The organism is Actimicrobium sp. CCI2.3 (assembly GCF_035019065.1).
In the GTDB taxonomy this organism is placed as follows: domain Bacteria; phylum Pseudomonadota; class Gammaproteobacteria; order Burkholderiales; family Burkholderiaceae_D; genus Actimicrobium.
The window spans coordinates 149,011-169,462 of record NZ_JASJWR010000001.1; the positions used below are offsets into that span (position 1 = coordinate 149,011).

Below are 20,452 nucleotides of genomic sequence, written 5' to 3' on the forward strand. Positions count from 1 at the left end.
GCCGGGTACGTGCATGACTGGCTTTGTGCTGTATAACCGCAGGGAAATTCGCGGTGCATTACTGGCAGGATCAACGCCGGCAACCACGCTTCACTCATTTCTCCGCTCCGCAAAGGTCTCGTCGCATCCATGAAATCACGTCCGCCCGCTTCTCCGCTTGTCCGCTTTTTTCAATCCGATGCCGCTGGTGGCGTCGTTCTGATGGCCGCCGCCATTGCCGCCATGGCGGTGGCCAATTCGCCGCTCAATGCGACTTACGTGGCGACTCTGCATGCCAAGCTGCTGGGATTATCGGTCTCGCACTGGATCAATGATGCGTTGATGGCGGTGTTCTTCCTGATGGTCGGACTGGAGATCAAACGCGAACTGCTCATCGGTGCGCTGTCGAGCTGGTCGCAGCGCGCCTTGCCCGGCGTTGCCGCATTGGGCGGCATGATTGTGCCGGCGCTGATTTATGTCGGCTTCAACTGGAACAGTCCCGAGACGTTGGCTGGTTGGGCGATCCCCGCTGCTACCGACATCGCGTTTGCGCTTGGCGTACTGGCCCTGCTCGGGCCGCGTGTGCCGCCGTCGCTGAAAATTTTCCTCGCTGCGCTGGCCATCCTCGATGATCTCGGCGCGGTCGTCATCATCACGTTGTTCTACACCTCGGGTCTGTCGTTGCCGATGCTGGGTGCGGCGCTGGCCGTGCTGGCCGTGCTGTTTGTGATGAATAAAACGGGCGTCAAGAATCTGGCCCTCTACGCCATCGGCGGCGTCGTGCTGTGGATTTTTGTCTACCAGTCGGGCGTGCACGCGACACTGGCCGGCGTCGCGCTGGCCTTCTGCATCCCGTTGCGTAACCCCGCCATCAGTGCGCGCAAATCGCCACTGGTCAAGCTGGAGCATGGCTTGCATCCATGGGTTGCTTTCGTGGTGGTGCCAGTGTTCGGCTTTGCCAATGCCGGGGTTTCGCTGGCCGGTTTCAATCCACAGAATCTGCTGGATCCGGTGCCGCTGGGCGTCGGCTTGGGTCTGTTCATTGGCAAGCAAATCGGTGTCGTTGTCATGTGCGCTTTGGCCATCCGGTTTGGTCTCGCGCAATTGCCAAAGAACAGCAACTGGACGCAACTGTATGGCGTGGCGCTGCTGTGCGGGATCGGCTTCACGATGAGTCTGTTCATCGGCTCGCTGGCGTTTGCCGATTCGGCCATGCTGATCGATGAAGTCAAGATCGGCGTGCTGATTGGCTCGATCTTCGCTGGCGTGGCCGGTGCCATCGTAGTGCGGGCCGGTAGCCGGAACGCCTGAGCATGCCGGACCAGACGGACGGCAAAGCGACTGTCCTGCTGGTTGGTGCCGACACCCGTCACCGTGCCTTGCTCGTTGGCGTGCTCGCGCCGCATGGCTATCGGTTGCAGTCGGCCGACCATTGTGCTGCTGCACTGGACGCGATGCGCCAGCAGCTGCCCGGTCTGGTTGTGATTGACCTCGCCGGAGCCGAACAGGATGGTCTTGGCTTGCTGGCGTGGCTGCAAGCCGACCCTGGCAGCGCCGGGATTCCTGTCATCCTGCTGGCAAGTTCCAGCGAGCGCGAGGCACGCCTTGCCGGTCTGGCCGCCGGTGCCGATGAGGTGCTGGCGTTGCCACTGGATGGCGACGAACTGTGCCTGCGTGTGCGCAACCTGCTGCGACTGAGCGTCGCGTCGCCGCTGAAATTTACCAGCATGGCGCTGCAGGCCGCCATCCTCGATGCGGCACCGGCCAACATTGCGCTGCTCGACATGCAGGGCGTGCTGATTTCGGTCAATCAAACCTGGCGTCGCCATGCCGGTATCAATGGCATGGCCGCGTCGCACGATGCTGGTATCGGCAGCAATTATCTGGCAATTTGCGATGCCTCTACCGGCCCCGAAGCGGTCGAAAGCCGACAGGTAGCTGACGGTATCCGCGCCATACTCGACGGTAGCCGGCAGACGTTTTCGATCGAGTATGCCTGCGATACGCCGGCCGGACCGAACTGGTTTCTGCTCAGTGTTGCGCCGCTGGGCGAAGTCGATCGAGTCGGTGCCATCGTGATGCATCTCGACATCACGGAACGGCAGCGCTCTGCACGCAAGATTCTCGACCTCAATGCCACGCTCGAAAAACTGTCGATTCAACTGATTCAGGCGCAGGAGCAGGAGCGCATCAACCTGGCGCGCGAATTGCACGATGAACTGGGCCAGCGGCTGGCCTTGCTCAAGCTCAACCTGCATCAGCTCAACCGCTTGCTGGTCGCACCGGAGCCACGTGCCTTGTGGACCAGCATCGATGCTGACGTCAATGCACTGATTGCCCAAATCCGGGTGATCTCGGTCTCGTTGCGCCCGCCCGTGCTCGATTATCTCGGCCTTGAATCGGCCATTGGCCAATTACTGCAACGCCAGTTTTCCAGTACCGTGACAACCTGCATCTTCGAGTACGCAGGGTTACCTGTCGTGTTGGCTCCTGCGGTCGAGATCACGATTTACCGCATCGTCCAGGAGTGCGTGACCAATGTACTCAGGCATGCCATGGCAAGTCGCGTGGTGGTGGAAGTCAATGGGGGCGAGTCGGGTTACGAGCTGGAATTGATCATTCGCGACAACGGCAAAGGCTTCGATCGCTCGACGCTGGCGAGCCGGGTGCTGGCCGATGGCAGTCGCAGCGGTTTGCCGGGCATGAAGGAAAGGATCGCGCTACTCGGTGGTAGTCTGTCGGTGGAGTCGGCACCCGGTCAGGGTACCCGCATCATCGCCACGCTGGCGCTAGACAAACACGAGTGAGCAGCCATGAATAATCCCGGTACCAGCAACAAGGCCACTATTTTGCTGGTCGATGATCATGTGCTGGTGCGAGCTGGCATCCGCAGTTTGATTGATCAGCTGAACGACTTTATCGTCATTGCCGAGGCCTCCGATCCGGTCGAGGCGCTGGCCTGGGTGGCGCAACGCGAGCCTGATATTGTCGTCACTGATCTCACGATGGGCAACCACAACGGACTCGATCTGGTGCGCCAGCTGCGTCAGCAGTACCCGCAGGTGGCCATCGTCATTCTCAGCATGCATGCGTCAGAAGAATTAGTGACCGAGGCGCTCAGGCTGGGTGCGTCGGCGTATCTGCTCAAGGAGGCCGCGCCGGCCGAACTCGACATCGCGTTGCAGGCGATCCGGCGGCATGAAACTTACCTCAGTCCGGCAGTGTCGACGAAGATGATCGACCGCTTCATCCGTGCCCCGGTGGCCGCACCGAACCCGTTGCAATCACTGACCGGCCGGCAATTGCAGATACTGACGATGATTGCCGGTCGCAAGAGCACCAAGGAAATTGCCTTCGAGCTGGACCTGAGCGAAAAAACCGTCGCTGCACACCGTGCGCAAATCATGGAGCGGTTAGGGGTACGTGACGTCGTCGGACTGGCGTTGCTGGCGCTAAGGTACGGGCTGGTCAGTGCGGATAGCCCCTTTTTTCAGCATAGTGGCGGTCTCTGAATTTTCCCGATGGTTTCCAGGCAAGCTGTCACCCAAATCGGCAAGGTTGAGGCAATCAACGGCGAAGCGCACGCCGCAGCGGTCGCTGCATAAATAAAAGGCACTGCTGTAATGCCATGCCAGTACTGGTCTGCGGAGGTGTTCAACAGGGTTATGCACAATGTTGTTCACAGATTACGGGCATAAGTTTTAGTGTGTGCAGGGTAAGCGCATCAGCAACGGCTCGTGCCAACGCATCCGCTAGATCAGGTCGGGTGCTACAGCGCATTGGGACCCGCCAACCATTGATCGTCCCCTGCTGATTCCAAGAAACAAAACACACAACGCATTTGCCACCCGCTTATACTGTATGCATAAACAGTATATTGACGGAAACACCCGATGCCCATTCTTCCTCTCTTTGATGCTTCCCGCGCAACGGTGCTGCCGTTGAGCCTCGTTCCGGCCAGCGAACTGGCACCTGTGTGCCTGCGCCCGTTTTACGGACAACGCATTTCCGCAGGATTTCCGTCTCCTGCAGAGGAGTACCTTGAGAAAGGACTGGACCTCAATACCTATCTGGTGCGCAACAAGACGGCCACTTTCTATTTCCGTGTGCAAGGTGACAGCATGACGGGTGCCCGCATTTTCGATGGCGACATGGTCGTGGTTGACCGGTCGGTCGCTCCCAAGCATCGCAACATCGTGCTCGCAGTCGTGAATGCAGATTACACGATCAAGCGACTGCACAAGCGCGCCGGCGTCATCGAACTGCGCGCAGAAAATCCACGCTACGCCCCGATCCAGTTTGGCGACGGCGAGACACTGGAAATCTGGGGCGTGGTGGTCGGTGTGGTCTGCCGGTTTGATGTCTGACCATGGAGACCAAGTCCGCAACAACGACGCTCTTTGCCCTGGTGGATGTCAACAACTGCTACGTCAGCTGCGAGCGGGTGTTCAACCCGTCGCTGGAAGGCAAGCCGGTCGTCATCCTGTCCAATAACGATGGCTGCGTGGTGGCAAGATCGGCGGAGTCGAAGGCGTTGAAGGTTGCCATGGGCGAGCCGTGGTTCAAGCTGAAAGACCTGGCGAAGCAGCACGGCATCATTGCCCTGAGTAGCAACTACGCACTGTACGGCGACATGAGCAACCGGATCATGACCGTGCTGCGCGATTACAGTCCCGACGTTGAGGTCTACAGCATTGATGAATCCTTCCTCGGCCTCAATGGCTTGAACGGTTTGTGGGAATCGCCTGCCGCCATGGGGCAATCAATACGCCAGCGGGTCAAGCAGTGGGTCGGGGTGCCGGTGTGCGTAGGCATCGGTCACAGCAAGACGCTGGCGAAACTGGCGAACCACATTGCCAAAAAAAGACCGGTCTTCGATAGCGTCTGTGACCTGACCTCGATGACGCCCCAAGACCGCGATGCGATTTTGTCGACGATCGAGGTTGGCGAGGTCTGGGGTGTCGGCAGGCGTCTGTCCGAGCAGTTGCAGAGCGCCGGCATCGATACGGTGGCACGGTTGCGGGACGCGTCGCCGGCGTGGGTGCGATCGCGCTTCGGCGTCGTGGTCGAACGGACTGTCAATGAACTCAACGGGATTTCCTGCCTTGCGCTCGAAGAGGTGGTACCGGCCAAAAAACAGATCATCGCCTCGCGCTCGTTCGGCCAGCCGGTGCTGACCATCGATGAACTCGGTGAGTCCGTCGCGACTTACATGACGCGCGCCGCCGAAAAGTTACGTCATCAGGGTTCCGTATGTGAAGCGATCCAGGTCTTCGTGCAGACAAATCGCTTCAAGGCATCTGACCGGCAATACAGCAACGAGGTCGTCGTGCCGCTGCCGAATGCATCGTGCGACACCCGGTTGCTGATCCGCGCGGCGCTGTTTGGCCTGGAGCAGATTTATCGGCCTGGCTTCTATTACAAGAAGGCAGGGGTCATCTTGCAGGGGATTTCCAGTGCGTCCGTGCAGCAGCAATCGCTATTTACGACCTTCGGCGATGGCGAGAAATCCGAAGCGATGATGCGTACGCTGGACGGGCTGAACCAGCGATTCGGCAAGGGCGCGGTCACGGTGGCGGCGTCCGGTATCCGGAACGACTGGGCCATGAAGCGCGAGCGCAAGACGCCGAACTACACGACATGCTGGGGCGAAATTCCGGTAGCGAGGGCAAATTAGGTGTCCAGGGTTATCGGTTCGGCCGGCAAGCGTGCGGCGGTCAGCGCAAATTGTCGATCACTCGGAAGCCCGACTAGTTTTCGACGAGGTTGTTGATGAAAGCAGTGTAATCTTGCCATCAACTCTGATTCCAAGATGAAAGTATCCGTGTCTAAAATTGCCTCCCCGATGTCATTATTTTCCCGACGCTTGCTGTGTGTCGTCGTGCTCGCCGCGCTGGTGTCCGTGACGCAGGCAGACCTGATGGCTGCACCCGTTGCACCTGTTAGCGGCGCGGTGGCTACGGCATCCCGCTCCGACCTGCAGGTCGATCGTCTCGCCACCCGGTACTATCTGGCGCAGGCACGCTTCGACCCGCTTGGCGCAACCGGAAGCGGCGATAACCGTTTTGACGATCAGCTGGGCATCGGTATCGATCCTGTCATGAGGGCGCGCCACTTTGCCGAACTGCATGAGTTTCAGAAGACGCTGCACGCGATGGCGCAGTCCACACTGAGTCCGCAGGCTCGGCTCAATGTCGACCTGCTCGACTATGAACTGGCCGATGCACTCAATTTCGAGCGCTTTCCTGCCCATCTGCTACCAATCAACCAGATGGATAGCGTACCGGTGACGCTGGCGAATTACGCCAGCGGGCAGGGATCACAACCGTTGACGACGCCCGCGCAATACCGTGCTTATCTGAGCCGCCTGAAAGCGCTGCCGGCCTGGATCGATCAGGCCATTGTCAACATGCGAAGCGGGATGGCGCGGGGCGTTGTGTTGCCGCGTACCTTGGTCGTCTCCGCGCTTCCGCAGTTCCGCCAGCTGGTCAGCGCCCGCGCGGATGGCAGCGTGTTCTACACGCCGATCAGGAATCTCCCGGCCAATTTCAGCCGGGATGAACAGCGTCATCTGACCAAGGCTTACCGCAGCCTGATCGACCAACGGCTGAACCCGTCACTCGGCAAGCTGGCAGATTTTCTGGAAAACGCGTACCTGCCCGCTGCACGCAGTTCCTCCGGCTGGGATGGCTTGCCAGACGGGGCGGCCTGGTATCTGGCGTCGGTCGCCCAGCAAACCACCACCACCCAGACGCCGGAACAGATTCACGCCACCGGCCTGTCAGAAACCGCACGTATCCAGAGCCTGTTCGCGACGCTCGGCCCGGCGATGGGTTACACCGGCGCTCCTGCCGACCTGCCTGTCTGGGTGCAAGCCCAGGACCGCTTCCGCTCCTTTGCAAGCGAGCAGGAAATCCTGGACGTCTACCGCTCGCTCGACGCCACGTTGCAAGTCAGGTTGCCTGCGCTGTTCTCGACGTTGCCCAAGTCGGCGCTGGAGATTCGGCCAGAGCCTGAACTGACGCGCCTGACCGCCTCCGACCATTACACATCCCCCGCCGCGGATGGCTCACGCCCGGGCGTTTTCTGGGCCGTAGTCAACGACCCGAGGCAATACAGTCGCGTCGGTATGACCACGCTGTTTCTGCATGAGGGCTTGCCGGGGCATCATTTTCAGATCGCGCGGATGCAGGAAATGACGCTGCCGGATTTCCGCAAGTTCGGCGGCAATAATGCCTACGTCGAGGGCTGGGCACTGTATGCCGAAACGCTGGGCAAGGACATGGGGTTGTTCGAGCAGCCGGAAACCTATTTCGGTCATCTCAACGATGAAATGCTGCGCGCCACACGGCTGGTGGTCGACACCGGACTGCACTCCAAGGGATGGAGCCGGGAGCAAGCCATCCAGTACCTGCGCGACACGCTCGGTTACGACGAAGCAACCGCCAGAAGTGCCATTGAACGCTATATGGCCTGGCCAGGTCAGGCGCTCGGTTATAAAATCGGTTCGCTGAAAATCATGGCGCTGCGGCAGCGCGCGCAAGCCGCCTTTGGCGCGAAATTCAGTTTGCCGGCGTTTCACGAAATCGTGCTGGGCGATGGGGCCTTGCCGCTCAGCCTGCTTGAGGCCAAGGTAGACCGCTGGATTGCGCGCGATGCCGCTGCAAGTGGATCGTGACAAAACTTAATGAAAGAAAGAGAACCTATGCGCGCGCTTAAATGGATGGAAATAGGCTCGCTCGTGCTGGTGATGGCTACCGCATCGGCCTGTTCACAGGCGCAAGAGTTGCGCCCCGATACGGCACAATTCGGGAGTAATCCCATCAGCTACAAACTCACACCGTCGTATTACTTCTCGTCAGATAACAATGACGCCGTTGATCTGAATCTGCGCGCTGTGCTGGGTGAACATACCGTCTGGGTCGGCGTTTATCACGACAAGGAAAACTTTCAGCAAAGCAGGACGGGTTATGAGTACCGGCATGACTTTGGATTAGTGCGTCCTGTCTTTTCTGCCCAGCTTGCGTCGGGTGGATTCCTGGGTGGTTCCGTCACGGCCGAAATCGGTGGCAGCAATTTTGCCATCGTCGGATTTGGCCGGACAAATCTGAAAGACTATTTCAATCTGAATTTCGATCCGAATGACGCCATCACGTTAGGCATCGGCTCGCGCGCGCTACCCAAAACCGAGCTCTCGCTGTTTCATATCTGGGATGACCGGCTCGATACCAAACAGCACGTGACGCATGCCGTCGTCCGGTACAAACCGAACGATGCGGAACGCTGGACAGCGGATGCCTCCTATAAACACGGCAGGACGGGAAATGGCGACAACGTACAAGGGCTTGCCTTGACGGTGACCTACGATATTGGCGACTACTTTGCGCGGATAGCACGCGATCAGCATGCTAATTTTTCAGCAGCTTCCCAAAATCGTATTTCGTTGGGGCGACGGTTTTAGTGGATTGGACGGCGCACAGCGGGAGAGTGATCGCGGCAGTTCTTACTGCCTATGATAATGAACCGTTCAGACTAAACAATCAGGTCAAGCCTTAGGGAAAATGCAACATTCGCTGACTATGATGTCAGGTTGACAATCAAGTATTGCGCGCGGGAATAATCGCGTCGTGGACTTTCATGATTGCAGATGTTATTCAACCTGAAAGACTCCATGGTGTTGCTTTCCTTGTCTGAGATTGACCTGGCCGATTTGTTTCGTTTCAGGTCGTGTGTCACGCGGCGCTTCCTGCTAGCGACGGTGCTGGTCACGGCCTCCTGCACGACCGCTGCACAGACACAACCTGACGCCGGTCGTCTGATGCAGGACCAGCAACGCCTGCAATTTCCAGAGCCAACACGCCGCGCGGTTCTGCCACGCCTGGACCCGCAGGCACCCGCCGAGTCCACCGCGCCAGACAGTGCGCGCGTGCGCGTGCAAGCCATACGTTTCAGCGGCAATACCCTCTTCGAGACAGCGACACTGGCCGCGCTGCTGGTCGACCTGATCGGGCAGGAACTTGATCTTGCCGGGCTCGATGTTGCCGCGGCCCGCGTGACCGCTTTTTATCGCCAGCACGGTTACTTTGTTGCGCAAGCGATCTTGCCGGCCCAGCAGATCACTGATGGCAGTGTCGAGATCGCGGTGCTGGAGGGCAGGCTGGGAACGCTGACTGTGGATAACCGGTCATCACTGCCACCGGCCCTGACCCAGGCGTACCTGAACGGACTGCAGGCCGGTCAGCCCCTGTCGGGGCCTGCGCTGGAACGCGCTTTGCTGCTCATGAATGATGTGCCTGGCACCGCAGTGGCGTCGACGCTCATGCCCGGTGCGTCCTTCGGTACGACCGACCTCGATGTGCGTCTTACCAGCCTGGCCCCGGTCAGTGGTCGTGCCGGCATCGACAATTATGGCAACCGCTACACCGGTGCCCTGCGTCCCGGCGTGCAGGCCAGCATCCATGGTCCGTTGTCACTGGGCGACGCACTGTCGGTGCAAGGCTATCTGTCCGATGGCGATTACCGGTATGCCCGGCTAGCCTGGCAACTGCCGCTCGGAAGCCTTGGCTGGCAGGCCGGCGTGGCGTGGTCATCGATGACCTACCGGCTTGGTCTGGATTTTGCCAGCCTTGACGCCCACGGCACTGCCGATATTGCCAGCCTCTACGCACTGTATCCGCTGCAGCGCAGTCGGGTCGCCAATGTGTCACTGCAGATCAATCTGGATCGCAAACGCCAGGTCGATCGCACCGATAGCCTTGGCATCAGCACCGAGCGCCGCGCACAAGTCCTCAATCTGGGTGTCTCAGGCGACCTGACCGATGGACTGGCCGGGGGTGGCGTGAGCACGTGGAGCCTCGCCCATGCCAGTGGCCGGCTGCAACTTGATCCGACCACCAGCGTGCTGGATGCGCTCGGTCATCGCACGGCCGGTGGATATGGCAAGTGGCTGGCCACGGGGGCGCGTCAGCAAACCATCGATCTGCCGGTTCGCGGCTGGAGCGTCATGGCGCAAGCCAGTGCCCAGTTCGCCGACAAGAATCTCGACTCGTCAGAAAAAATGAGCCTGGGCGGCATTCAGGGCGTGCGCGCCTATCCGCAAGGCGAAGCTGCTTGTGACGATGCCTTGCTCGTCAATCTGGATTTGCGTTATGCGCTGGCCGATGGCTGGCTGCTGTCGGGCTTTTATGACGCGGCGGCCGGGCGCTTGAATCATTCTCCGATTGAGGCCGACGCAGGCAATCGCCAGCGCTTGCGGGGCGCGGGTCTGGGACTCGGTTATTCGCGTTCCGGCCTGGCGGTGAGTACGGCGCTGGCCTGGCGCAACGGGCCTGTGCCGTTGTCGGATCACGACCGTAACCCGCGACTCTGGCTCAACGTGCAGACCTATTTCTGACAACAATTTTTACCATACATTCCAACCCACTCCGAAACGACCAACCCGAAAGCCCACCATGAACCACGTCTACCGTCTTACCTGGAACGAGTCACTGCAGCAGTACGTCCCTGCGCCGGAAACCGCACGCGGTCGCCACAAGCAGGGCGGTAAATCGCGGCGCAAACTGGGCGCTGCCAATCTGGCGCTGGCGGCGGTCGTGCTGGGAGCGGCGGGGATGGCGCATGCCTTGCCAGAGGGAGGGCAAGTCAGTGCCGGAACGGGCAGCATCGGACAATCCGGCACGGCCATGACGGTGAACCAGAGCAGCGCGCGCCTGTCGCTGAACTGGCAAAGCTTCAATGTCGCCAGCGGCGAGACAGTCCGGTTCGTGCAGCCGAATGCCTCCGCGATCGCCCTGAACCGGGTGTTGGGCAGCGATGCCAGCGCGATCTACGGCAACCTCAGTGCCAACGGCCAGGTGTTCCTGCTTAACCCGAACGGCATCCTGTTCGGCAAGGGCGCGCAAGTCAATGTTGGCGGTCTGGTCGCCTCGACGCTCACACTGGGCGACGCCGATTTCATGGCTGGAAAGCGTGTCTTCAGCGGTACCAGCAACGCCAGCGTCACTAACCTAGGACAGGTTACCGCTGACGGCGGCTACATCGCTTTTCTCGGAGCCAACGTCAGCAACCAGGGTACCTTGCAAGCCAATCTGGGCACGGTAGCACTGGCCGCCGGCAACCAGACCACGCTCGACTTTGCAGGCGACAAGCTCATCAGCGTGCAGGTCGACCAGGGTGCGCTGCAGGCACTGGCCGAGAACCGGCAATTGATCCAGGCCGATGGCGGCAGCGTCATGCTGACGGCCCGGGCGGCTGATCAGCTTGTGTCGGCCGTGGTCAACAACAGCGGCGTGATCCGTGCACGCACGCTGGAAAATCATGCCGGCGTCATCCGTTTGTTGGGAGACATGGAAAACGGTCGCGTGCAAGTCGGTGGCACCCTTGATGCGTCGGCACCGCAGGGTGGTGACGGCGGCTTCGTCGAGACCTCGGCGGCGACCGTGCGGGTCGCCAGCGATGCCCGCGTCACCACCGTCGCGGCGAGCGGGAAAACCGGCAACTGGCTGATCGATCCCCATGACTTTGCCGTCGCTGCCAGTGGTGGCGACATCACCGGTGCGACGCTGTCGAGCCAGCTTGGCAGCACCGGTGTCACGCTACAGAGCAGTGGCGGCGCGGTCGCTGGCGCAGGAAATATCAACGTCAACGATAGCGTGACCTGGAATGCCAATACCGTCCTGACCCTGACTGCTTCCAACAACGTCAATGTCAATGCCGTCATCACCGCCAATGGTGCGGGTGCGGGATTGGCGATCAACCCGAATACCACCAACGGTGCCGAGGCCGCTAGCGGCACCGGCGTGTTCAATCTCGGCAGCGGTGCGGCGATCAACCTGCCCAATGTCGCGGCCAGTTCGACCACGGCGCTGGTCATTGGCGGCACGCCGTACAGTGTCATCAATAGCTTGGGCGTGGCCGGCGACGCCACCGCGGCGAGCTTGCAGGGTATCAATGGCAATCTGACCGGGCACTACGCGCTGGGCAGCAATATCGACGCTACCAGCACCGCAGCATGGAACGGCCGTGCCGGTTTTACCCCACTGGCGTCGGTCGATCCCGGTTTTGCCGGCGTGCTGGACGGACTAGGTCACAGCATCACGGGGCTGACCATCAATGCACCGGCCGGTCTCAGCAATCTGGGATTGTTCGGCACGGTCGCAGTGGATGGCGTGGTGCGCAACCTGGCCCTGACCGGCGGCAGCATCAAGGGCAACAGTGATGGCACGAGCGTTGGTGCCATCGCCGGTGTCAACAATGGCCTGCTGGCCAATGTGACGAGCAGTGCCAATGTGGTCGGCGCGGGTACGTACTACGTCGGTGGACTGGTCGGCACAAACGGCGGCGTGGTCAGCAATGCGAGCAGTGCCGGCGGTGTCGCCGGCGGCAGCGGCAGCTTCGAGGTTGGTGGCCTGGTTGGCGAGAACAACGGCAGTCTCGGCAACGTCCATGCAACCGGCGCGGTCAGCGGCAGCAGCGATACGGGCGGCCTGGTTGGTGTCAATTACGGCGCGATCAGCAATGCCTACGCGAGCGGCATTACCAGCGGCACCGTGCGGGTCGGTGGTCTGGCCGGGAACAATGCCGGCAGCATCGCCTTCGCTTATGCCAAGGGGGCGGTCAGCGGTAACAGTGTGGCCGGTGGGCTAGTCGGCTTTAACAGCATCAACTCCACTGTCAACAATACTTATGCCAGCGGTGCCGTCAGCGGCACCAGCAGCGGCGGGCTGACCGGCTCGAACAAGGGTGCGATCAGCAACAGTTACTGGAATAGCGACGTCAAGAGTCTTGCTAATGGCACCAATACCGGCCGCCTCAGCGCCGTCAGCGGACTGACCACGGTACAGATGCGCACTGCCGCGAGCTTCGCCGGTTTCGGCTTTACCGCCACGCCCGGCGCACCAGGCTGGGTGCTGGTCAATGCAGACGGCAACCTGAACAACGCCGGCGGTGCCGTGGGCGCAACCACACCGATGCTGGCCTCCGAGTACGCGACGACGGTGGGCAATGCCCACCAGTTGCAATTGATGGCGATGGTGCCAAGTGCCAACTACCTGATGGGCAACAGCATCGACGCTTCGTCCACCGCCAGCGGGAAAGATGTCTGGGGAGCGGGCGGGTTTGTGCCGGTTGGCAGCAGCGCCAATCCGTTTTCCGGTGTGTTCGATGGTGCCAGTCAATCCATCAGCGGCCTGACCATTACTACGCCAGCCAGTAACCGGGTTGGTTTGTTCGGTAATGTGTTCAACGGCAAGATCGCCAACGTCGGACTGGCCGGTGGCAGCATCACCGGTGCCCTGTATGTCGGCGGCATGGTGGGGTACAACAATGGCGGCACACTCACCAATGTGTACGCCAGCGATACCGTCACCGGATCGAATCAGGTCGGCGGGCTGGTGGGTGCCAATGTCGACGGCAGTATCAAGACCGCCTATGCCAGCGGCAAAGTCAGTGGTTCTACCAAAGTCGGTGGCTTGGTTGGCAACAACACGGGCACGATCGACACCGCGTACGCCTCCGGTGTCGTGACTGCCAATAATGACGTCGGCGGGCTCGTCGGTGCCAATGGTGGCAGTATCAGCAACAGCTTCTGGAACAGCAGCAGCACGCTTACCGGCATCGGGACGGATGCGGCAACGGTGAGCGATGCAACCGGCCTGACCAGCGCACAAATGCAGACATCGGCCAACTTCAGTTCGGCCACGCTCGACAATGGCAACCATAACGCTGGCTGGAATTTCCAGTCGGCCTGGATCGGTTATGACGGCCACACGTCGCCGTTGCTGCGCTCATTTATGACCCCGCTGACGGTCACCGCCAACAGCGCCACGAAGACTTACAACGGGCAAGTCGCCGCGACCAGTGGCGTGACGTTGTCGTCGACGCCGGATAGTCGCTTGCTCGGTACGGCCAGTTATGATGGCAGCGCCGTTACCGCCACCCGTGTCGGTAGCTACACGATCACCCCGGGCGGGTTGTATTCGACTCAGCAAGGCTATGCAATCGACTTCGTCGGCGGCACCCTGACCATCAACCCGGCGGCGCTAACCGTTACCGGTACGGTCGCCGCGAATAAGGTGTACGACGGCACCACGACGGCACAGCTCAATGGTGGCAGCCTCGGCGGCGTCGTTGCCGGCGACACCGTGGTGCTGACCCAGTCCGGCAATTTTGCCCGCAAGACGGTGGGTAACGGCATCGTTGTGCAGGCCACTGATGCCATCTCGGGGAGTTCGGCCGGCAACTACACGCTGGTCCAGCCGACTGCATTGACGGCCGATATCACGGCGCGTCAGTTGTCAGTCACTGGCAGCGTTGCCGCAGCAAAAGTCTATGACGGCGGTACGGTTGCCAGCGTCAGCGGCGGCGTGCTCGGCAACGTGGTTGACGGTGACATCGTGACACTCGGCCAATCCGGCAATTTCGCCACGAAAAACGTCGGCAGCGGCGTTGCCGTGCAGGCATTTAACAGCCTGGGCGGGAGTGCTTCCGGCAATTATTTGCTGTCTGTGCCGTCGTTTTCCCTGACTGCAGACATCACGCCCAAGCAGCTTGGTGTGCTGGGTGTCGCCAATGGCAACAAGATCTATGACGGCAGCGCTGCGGTCAGTATCAGTGGTGGTCGGGTCAGTGGTGTCATTGCGGGGGATACGGTGAATTTTAGCCAGTCCGGCCTGTTCCTCGACAAGAACGTCGGCAAGGCGAAGTCGCTGGTTTTCAGGAACAGTCTGGACGGTATTGACAGCGGCAATTACAGTTTGTCGTCAGCGGGCGGCGTGACAACTGCCAATATCGTCGCACGTGACCTCAACGTGATTGATACCGTCGCAACAAACAAGATATACGACGGCAGCAATGTCGCTAACCTCAGCGGGGCCCTGTCGGGTCTGGTTGCCGGCGACGTCGCCACACTGGTGCAATCCGGCACGTTTGCCAGCAAAAATGTCGGTGCCAAGCAGATCGTCACGTACAAAAACAGTCTCAACGGGAGCGACGCGGGTAACTATAACTTGCTCTCGGCTGGCGGCAAGGCCGAGGCTGGCATCACCGCCAAAACCTTGACGGTCAGCGGTACCGTGGTCGAGTCAAAGGTTTATGACGGCAACACACTGGCCAAGCTCGGCAACGGCTCCCTTAATGGCGTCATCGGCGGTGACCAGCTGAAGCTGACGCAATCCGGCGTGTTCGTCACAAAAAATGCCGGTAACGGTATTGCGGTTACCGCCACCGATATCCTTGGCGGCGCGTCTGCCGGAAATTACGTAGTGGTAGAGCCGAATGGATTGGTTGGGACCATCACGCCCAAGTTGCTGTCGGTAACAGGATCGACGGTCGCCGCCAACAAGGTCTATGACGCCACCACCGCTGTCACGCTTAGCGGCGGCAAGCTCACCGGTGTGATTGCCGGCGATACGGTGGGACTGCTGCAGTCGGGAGTGTTCGCTGACAAGAATGCGGGTAACGCAAAGTCGGTGATTTATGTCAATTCGCTGGCTGGGATCGATGCAAGCAATTACAAGGTGTTGGCAGACCAGATTGCGACCAAGGCCAACATCTCGCAGTTGCAATTGGTGGTCGGTGGGCTGACCGAAGCGTTGAGCAAGGTGTTTGACGGCACCAAGCTGGCACTGGTCAGTGGTGGAACCATCGATGGTTTGCTGCACGGCGACATCGTCACCTTCACTCAGACGGGCAGTTTTTCCAGCAGCAGGATCGCCGATGGCAAGGTGGTGACCTACACCAACACGCTCGCCGGCAAGGACAGCAAGAATTACAGCCTGTCCGTGAAAAAAGGCACGACTAGCGCCGACATCACGGCTCCCTGATCGAAGAAAATCCACTGGCGACCATGCCCGGTCGCCAGCGTCAGTACCGTCACATTAACGCTGGTTGATCATCGCAATGTTGTTGCTGCCGCGTTGGGCAATAAGGGCGGTCATGTTGTTGCCGACCTGGGTAATCATCGCGACGTTGCCGCTACCGCCCGACTGGGCGATGTCGGCGTGGTTGTGATTACCGAATTGGGTGATGGCGGCAAAGTTGCCGTCGGTGGCCTGGTTGATGGAAGCCAGGTCATCAATATTGGCGCTGCTGATGCCGTTGCCTAGCGCATCGGTTTGCTTGATGAAGCTGTCAATCAGCGCTTCCTGACGGGCACTGTAGTTGCTCTGGCTGGCTGGAGCAATATCAGCTGCCTGAACCATCAGCGGGGCGTGTGCAGCGATCGCGAACAACAGGGTGGCGATGGAAAATTTCATGGCATTACCTTTCTTGTACGAGCCCCGGTTTCCGGAACTCACGGTATCTGGCTACCCTGCACGCAGCGAGGGTCCTCTAGTTTTGCGTCCCAACCTTTCGATTGGTTTGCCCTTGTAAGAAAGCCGGGGAGCCTTGTGGCCCCACGAATTTCCTTGCGCTTGACCGACTACTTGTTTCTCTAACGCAACTTCATAGTAGTGAAAAGATTTCTCTTGTGCAAGTTATTTAATGTTTTATTTTCTTTTTTTTCATGTCGTACAAGAGCTGGAAAAAATATCTTTTCCATCACGGAAAAACAGTGCCTCTTTCACAAAATTGTCAAAAAAGAACCTTAAGCTTCGGTCTACTGTAGCAGTGAGCAGATAGCGCAAAGGCTGCAGTGAAACATGAGAGATGCATGCCGGATTGACTGTGATGCACATCACGCTCGCCGGCACCGCAACAAGCAGCAACGTTCATGTCGTCTTAAAAATTTGTATTAGTGATCGCATTCATGGGGGCGCGATTACTGCCAATTTAATCCCCTCACTTTAAAGAAAATCTCATCATGAAAACATCAATCAAAGCACTCGTTCTGGCCCTCTCGATGATCGCTGGTTCGAGCTTCGCAGCAACCGATCTGTCGACCCTTAGCGATTTCGCAGGCGCTGGTTCGACATTCGCCGACACAGCAGCTGCTGGCGGCTTGATCGCTGGCCTGACAATCGACGGTGCGGACAGCGTGGCGGTAGTCGCTCAGTTCGGCGGCGGTAACTTTGCAGCGATCGATCAGACCGGTATCAATACCGCAATCATCATGCAGGACAGCACCAACAACCCAAACTCGGCTGCCATCATCCAGCTCGGTGCCATGAACACCGCCAAGATCAACCAGCGTTAATAGTCCGTCCCGACGCGTTGATCGCACTCCGTTCCCGGGTCAGATTGCCCGGAACCGGAAGCGCTGCCTGACCTGATTGCTGGTCTGGCAGCGTACGCACCCGGCCACCATATGCCCATGGTTGCCGGGTCGTTGAAGTTTGTGAGCAAGCGTTTTCAGTCATGAAAAATTGGTTTGTCGGGTAGTCAAACCGGCGTGATGCAATCGTTGATTTCTAAATAACCCGTATTGGATAAGCAGTGAAAGCAGCAATAACCAGAGGTCGGTCGCGTGGTGATAGTCGATCCGTTGTCGCTGCAGCCTCGAATCCAATGCACCGTGATGCCTGTCGCAATCGCGTCTGTCCCCATTCATTCGGAAAAATTTTCATGAACAAGTTTCGATTTCACGGCCAAAAGCGTGCTGCCCTTGTCTTGCTGGCCACCGGGATTCTTGGTGTCGCCGTGCCTGCCCACGCTGATGAGCGCGAAGATCTGGAGCGCTTGCGCGCCACCGTGCTTGGTTTGATGGAGAGCCTTGTCAAAAATGGTGTGCTGCCGCGCGCCAAGGTTGACGCGATGATGCGCGAAGCCGAAGCCAAGGCTGTCGCGAGGCTGGAGCAATTGCCGCCGCCGGAGCTGGGCGCTGACGGCAAAAAAGTGGTGCGGGTGCAGTACGTGCCCGAGTCGCTCAAGGCGCAGATGCGCGAGCAGATCAAGGCGGAAGTGCTGGCGCAAACCGGCGGCGGCCGTGTGATGGCAGTCGATGCCAGCGGCGAAGTGCAAAGTCGCATCCGCTTCGAAGGCGATGTGCGCTTGCGCGGTGAAGCGACTCGTCTGAGTGCTGACAATACGGCCGTCAAGTCGTATGACAGTGCGTCGCAAGTGACGCGTTCGCCGGAATTTCTGGCGCTCGGCGGGCCGGGCAAGGATCTGCATACCGGCAATACCCAGAATGACAGCAGCCGCGAGCGTCTGCGTGCGCGCATCGGCATGGAAGCGGATCTCACCGACATCATCACTGCCAGCGTGGCCCTGTCAACCGGCAGCACCAGTGCTCCGACCTCGACCAATCAGACGCTGGGCGGGAATAATTTCTTCAATAAATCCAGCATCGTGCTCGACCGCGCAGCAATCCGTGTCAAGCCGTTGAGCTGGGTGACGCTCAATGGCGGTCGCTTCCGCAATCCGTTTGTGGGTACTGACTTGCTGTGGGCTGATGACCTCAATTTCGAGGGCGTGTCGGTGACGGTGAAGCCGCCACTGAGCAATACGGTTGGCACCTTTCTGACTGCTGGCTGGTTTCCTTTGTCGCAAGGCGTGCCGAACCAGTCGACCAGCCGCAGCCTGTTGGGGATGCAGACCGGGGTGGACTGGCAATTTGGCCTGAAGGAAAACCGTTTCAAGCTCGCTCTTGGCCTGTATGACTTCCGTAATATCGAAGGCATTGCCGAGACACAGGCGACGTATCTGACCCGCACGGATTACGTGACCCGCTCCGAGTACGGCGCCGGTTATCGTCAGCGTGGCAATACGCTTTTTCGACTCAATGCACCGACCAGCATCGATCCCGCTACCAACTGGGGTCTCGCATCGGGCTTCCGCGAACTTGATCTCACCGCCAGCCTGGATGTGGCGCAGTTCGATCCGATGCACGTGATTCTGACCGGCGATGTGGTCAAGAACCTGAAGTTCAAGCGTGACGAGATCAAGGCCCGTACCGGCATCGCCATTGCTGACGGCAAGTCGCTGGGCTATCTGTTCAAGGCACAGGTGGGCAATGTCGTCACCAACAAGTTCGGTGCCTGGAACGCATCGATTAGCTATCGTTACCTCGGCAGTGATGCGGTGCTGGACGCCTTTACGAATTCGGATTTCGGCCTTGGCGGCACGAACAGCAAGGGCGTCATTCTCGGCATGAATTTCGGTCTGGCTAAAAACACCTGGGTCTCGGCCCGTTGGTTGTCGTCGAATCTGATCGACCCGATCGTGCCGATGACGACCGCGACGGTGCCGCAGTCCAAGTACGCCACCGATGTCATCCAAATCGACCTGAACTCGAGATTCTGATGCGTGCCGGCGTGTTTTTGAAAGCGACCAGCCTGGGCGGGCTGACACTGATACTGATCGGTTTGCTCGGAGCGGCACCGGCAGGTGCCGCTGAAGATGGCAAGCGCGCGACCGAGCAAATGCGTCGCCTGCAACAAAAGCTGCGCAGCGTGGAGCAGGAAAAAAATCAGCTGGTGCAAGGAAAGGTCGAGCTCGACACGCAACTCAAGGAGAGCGCCGACAAACTCGATCAAACGCGTCGCAGTGCGGACGCGGCAAGCCGGCAGCGTGGCACGCTCGAGCGTGAACTGAAGGCGGTTGAAGCCGACAAGGCCGCGCTGACCAGCAAACTGGCCGAGTCCGAAAAAAGCCTGCTGGCATCGACAGCGACGCTGACCGACACCAGCGCCAGATTGCGCCAGCGCGAGCAGGAAAAGCGTGAGCTGGAAACGGCCCTGGCACAAAACAAGCAAGCGCTGGCCGATGCCGTGACGAAGAATGAAAGCTTGTATCGGCTGGGTATCAGTTTGCTGGCCAAGCCTGCTGCCAACGGCTGGTTCGCTTCGGCTGCGCGGCCGGACGTGCTGACCGGTCTCAAGCAGGTCGAACTCGAAAACATGGTCGACGAGTACCGCGACAAGCTCGATACCGAACTGGTTAATCAGCAGCTTGCTGATCGTCAGTTGCTGGCGCGGCAAAAGCAGGCGCGGGCCAATGAAGAAGCGGCCCGGATCGCGCGCGATCAGGCCGAGCGTGATCAGGATGAGCAGGAAAAAATCCAGCGGCGCAAGGTGCGCCAGCAGGGCGATCTGGATCTGATGGCAAAAAAAATCCGCAATGTTCTGGGCAACATGGAATGGTGATCTCTTGAATAATCCGGCAAAAAAACAGCATGGTCCCACTACGCAGGCCAGCGGTTTCACGCTGCTCGAACTGCTTGTAGTCATCGTCATCATCGGCTTGCTCGCCGCCTATGTCGGACCGAAGTATTTTTCCCAGCTAGGGAAATCAGAGGTGACGATTGCGCGGGCCCAGATCGGCGCGTTCGAAAAGTCGCTCGACGCCTATCGGCTCGATGTCGGTCGCTATCCGACTACCGAAGAAGGCTTGTCTGCCTTGCTGGTCGCGCCACCGGCAGCTGGCGTCAAATGGAATGGTCCGTACCTGAAAAAAAGCGTGCCGCCGGACCCGTGGGGACATCCGTATGCCTATCGCGCACCGGGTACCAAGTCCGACTTCGAGATCACTTCGCTGGGCCGTGACGGCCAGCCCGGTGGTGCCGGTGAAGACGCTGACATCATTTCTCAGTAAC

Annotated in this window: 14 protein-coding genes and 1 riboswitch; of the genes, 13 read left to right on the top strand and 1 reads right to left on the bottom strand. The window is 59.5% G+C overall.

Going from position 1 to position 20,452, the window contains the following annotated elements:
• Positions 1-129: 129 nt before the first annotated feature.
• The 9 genes from nhaA (at position 130) to QN370_RS00670 (ending at position 15,800) form a co-directional block, all read left to right on the top strand.
• The gene (gene nhaA / locus QN370_RS00630; protein WP_322127475.1) at positions 130-1,290 is read left to right on the top strand and encodes a Na+/H+ antiporter NhaA; all 1,161 of its coding nucleotides are present in this window, start codon (positions 130-132) and stop codon (positions 1,288-1,290) included.
• 2 nt (positions 1,291-1,292) lie between these two features.
• Positions 1,293-2,786, top strand: a complete 1,494-nt coding sequence (locus QN370_RS00635; RefSeq protein WP_322127474.1) for an ATP-binding protein — start codon at positions 1,293-1,295, stop codon at positions 2,784-2,786.
• Positions 2,787-2,792: 6 nt separating this feature from the next.
• Entirely contained in the window at positions 2,793-3,491 is a 699-nt protein-coding gene (locus QN370_RS00640; protein ID WP_322127473.1) for a response regulator transcription factor, read from the top strand.
• 381 nt (positions 3,492-3,872) lie between these two features.
• Complete coding sequence (locus tag QN370_RS00645; RefSeq protein ID WP_322127472.1) at positions 3,873-4,346, top strand: translesion error-prone DNA polymerase V autoproteolytic subunit; 474 nt, start codon at positions 3,873-3,875, stop codon at positions 4,344-4,346.
• 2 nt (positions 4,347-4,348) lie between these two features.
• Positions 4,349-5,656, top strand: coding sequence for a Y-family DNA polymerase (locus QN370_RS00650; protein WP_322127471.1), 1,308 nt, complete (start codon positions 4,349-4,351; stop codon positions 5,654-5,656).
• Positions 5,657-5,824: 168 nt separating this feature from the next.
• On the top strand, positions 5,825-7,657 hold the full coding sequence (locus tag QN370_RS00655) for a DUF885 domain-containing protein (protein ID WP_322127470.1): 1,833 nt from the start codon (positions 5,825-5,827) through the stop codon (positions 7,655-7,657).
• Positions 7,658-7,684: 27 nt separating this feature from the next.
• Positions 7,685-8,440, top strand: a complete 756-nt coding sequence (locus tag QN370_RS00660; protein ID WP_322127469.1) for a hypothetical protein — start codon at positions 7,685-7,687, stop codon at positions 8,438-8,440.
• Positions 8,441-8,665: 225 nt separating this feature from the next.
• Positions 8,666-10,372, top strand: coding sequence for a ShlB/FhaC/HecB family hemolysin secretion/activation protein (locus tag QN370_RS00665; RefSeq protein ID WP_322127468.1), 1,707 nt, complete (start codon positions 8,666-8,668; stop codon positions 10,370-10,372).
• A 58-nt stretch (positions 10,373-10,430) separates the two neighbouring features.
• On the top strand, positions 10,431-15,800 hold the full coding sequence (locus QN370_RS00670; protein ID WP_322127467.1) for a YDG domain-containing protein: 5,370 nt from the start codon (positions 10,431-10,433) through the stop codon (positions 15,798-15,800).
• Between the two features lie 54 nt (positions 15,801-15,854).
• Here the strand turns inward: QN370_RS00670 and QN370_RS00675 are convergent, their stop codons facing one another.
• Entirely contained in the window at positions 15,855-16,232 is a 378-nt protein-coding gene (locus QN370_RS00675; RefSeq protein ID WP_322127466.1) for a hypothetical protein, read from the bottom strand.
• Between the two features lie 39 nt (positions 16,233-16,271).
• A riboswitch (cyclic di-GMP riboswitch) is annotated at positions 16,272-16,353 on the bottom strand.
• 427 nt (positions 16,354-16,780) lie between these two features.
• Between QN370_RS00675 and QN370_RS00680 the strand changes: the two genes are divergently transcribed.
• The 4 genes from QN370_RS00680 (at position 16,781) to gspG (ending at position 20,451) form a co-directional block, all read left to right on the top strand.
• Complete coding sequence (locus QN370_RS00680; RefSeq protein WP_322127465.1) at positions 16,781-17,113, top strand: hypothetical protein; 333 nt, start codon at positions 16,781-16,783, stop codon at positions 17,111-17,113.
• Positions 17,114-17,481: 368 nt separating this feature from the next.
• Positions 17,482-19,161 (top strand): putative porin, encoded by a 1,680-nt coding sequence (locus QN370_RS00685; protein WP_322127464.1) that lies wholly within the window; start codon positions 17,482-17,484, stop codon positions 19,159-19,161.
• 17 nt (positions 19,162-19,178) lie between these two features.
• The gene (locus QN370_RS00690) at positions 19,179-20,003 is read left to right on the top strand and encodes a hypothetical protein (protein WP_322127463.1); all 825 of its coding nucleotides are present in this window, start codon (positions 19,179-19,181) and stop codon (positions 20,001-20,003) included.
• A 4-nt stretch (positions 20,004-20,007) separates the two neighbouring features.
• Positions 20,008-20,451 carry a type II secretion system major pseudopilin GspG gene (gene gspG / locus QN370_RS00695; protein ID WP_322127462.1) on the top strand — a complete coding sequence of 148 codons (444 nt, stop codon included), beginning with the start codon at positions 20,008-20,010 and terminating at the stop codon, positions 20,449-20,451.
• Position 20,452: the final 1 nt, after the last annotated feature.

Excerpts from the sequence above, each read along its gene's own strand:
- nhaA (WP_322127475.1), top strand. The coding sequence starts at position 130 with ATGAAATCACGTCCGCCCGCTTCTCCGCTTGTCCGCTTTTTTCAATCC.
- QN370_RS00635 (WP_322127474.1), top strand. The coding sequence starts at position 1,293 with ATGCCGGACCAGACGGACGGCAAAGCGACTGTCCTGCTGGTTGGTGCC.
- QN370_RS00640 (WP_322127473.1), top strand. The coding sequence starts at position 2,793 with ATGAATAATCCCGGTACCAGCAACAAGGCCACTATTTTGCTGGTCGAT.
- QN370_RS00645 (WP_322127472.1), top strand. The coding sequence starts at position 3,873 with ATGCCCATTCTTCCTCTCTTTGATGCTTCCCGCGCAACGGTGCTGCCG.
- QN370_RS00650 (WP_322127471.1), top strand. The coding sequence starts at position 4,349 with ATGGAGACCAAGTCCGCAACAACGACGCTCTTTGCCCTGGTGGATGTC.
- QN370_RS00655 (WP_322127470.1), top strand. The coding sequence starts at position 5,825 with ATGTCATTATTTTCCCGACGCTTGCTGTGTGTCGTCGTGCTCGCCGCG.
- QN370_RS00660 (WP_322127469.1), top strand. The coding sequence starts at position 7,685 with ATGCGCGCGCTTAAATGGATGGAAATAGGCTCGCTCGTGCTGGTGATG.
- QN370_RS00670 (WP_322127467.1), top strand. The coding sequence starts at position 10,431 with ATGAACCACGTCTACCGTCTTACCTGGAACGAGTCACTGCAGCAGTAC.
- QN370_RS00675 (WP_322127466.1), bottom strand. The coding sequence starts at position 16,232 with ATGAAATTTTCCATCGCCACCCTGTTGTTCGCGATCGCTGCACACGCC.
- QN370_RS00680 (WP_322127465.1), top strand. The coding sequence starts at position 16,781 with ATGAAAACATCAATCAAAGCACTCGTTCTGGCCCTCTCGATGATCGCT.
- QN370_RS00685 (WP_322127464.1), top strand. The coding sequence starts at position 17,482 with ATGAACAAGTTTCGATTTCACGGCCAAAAGCGTGCTGCCCTTGTCTTG.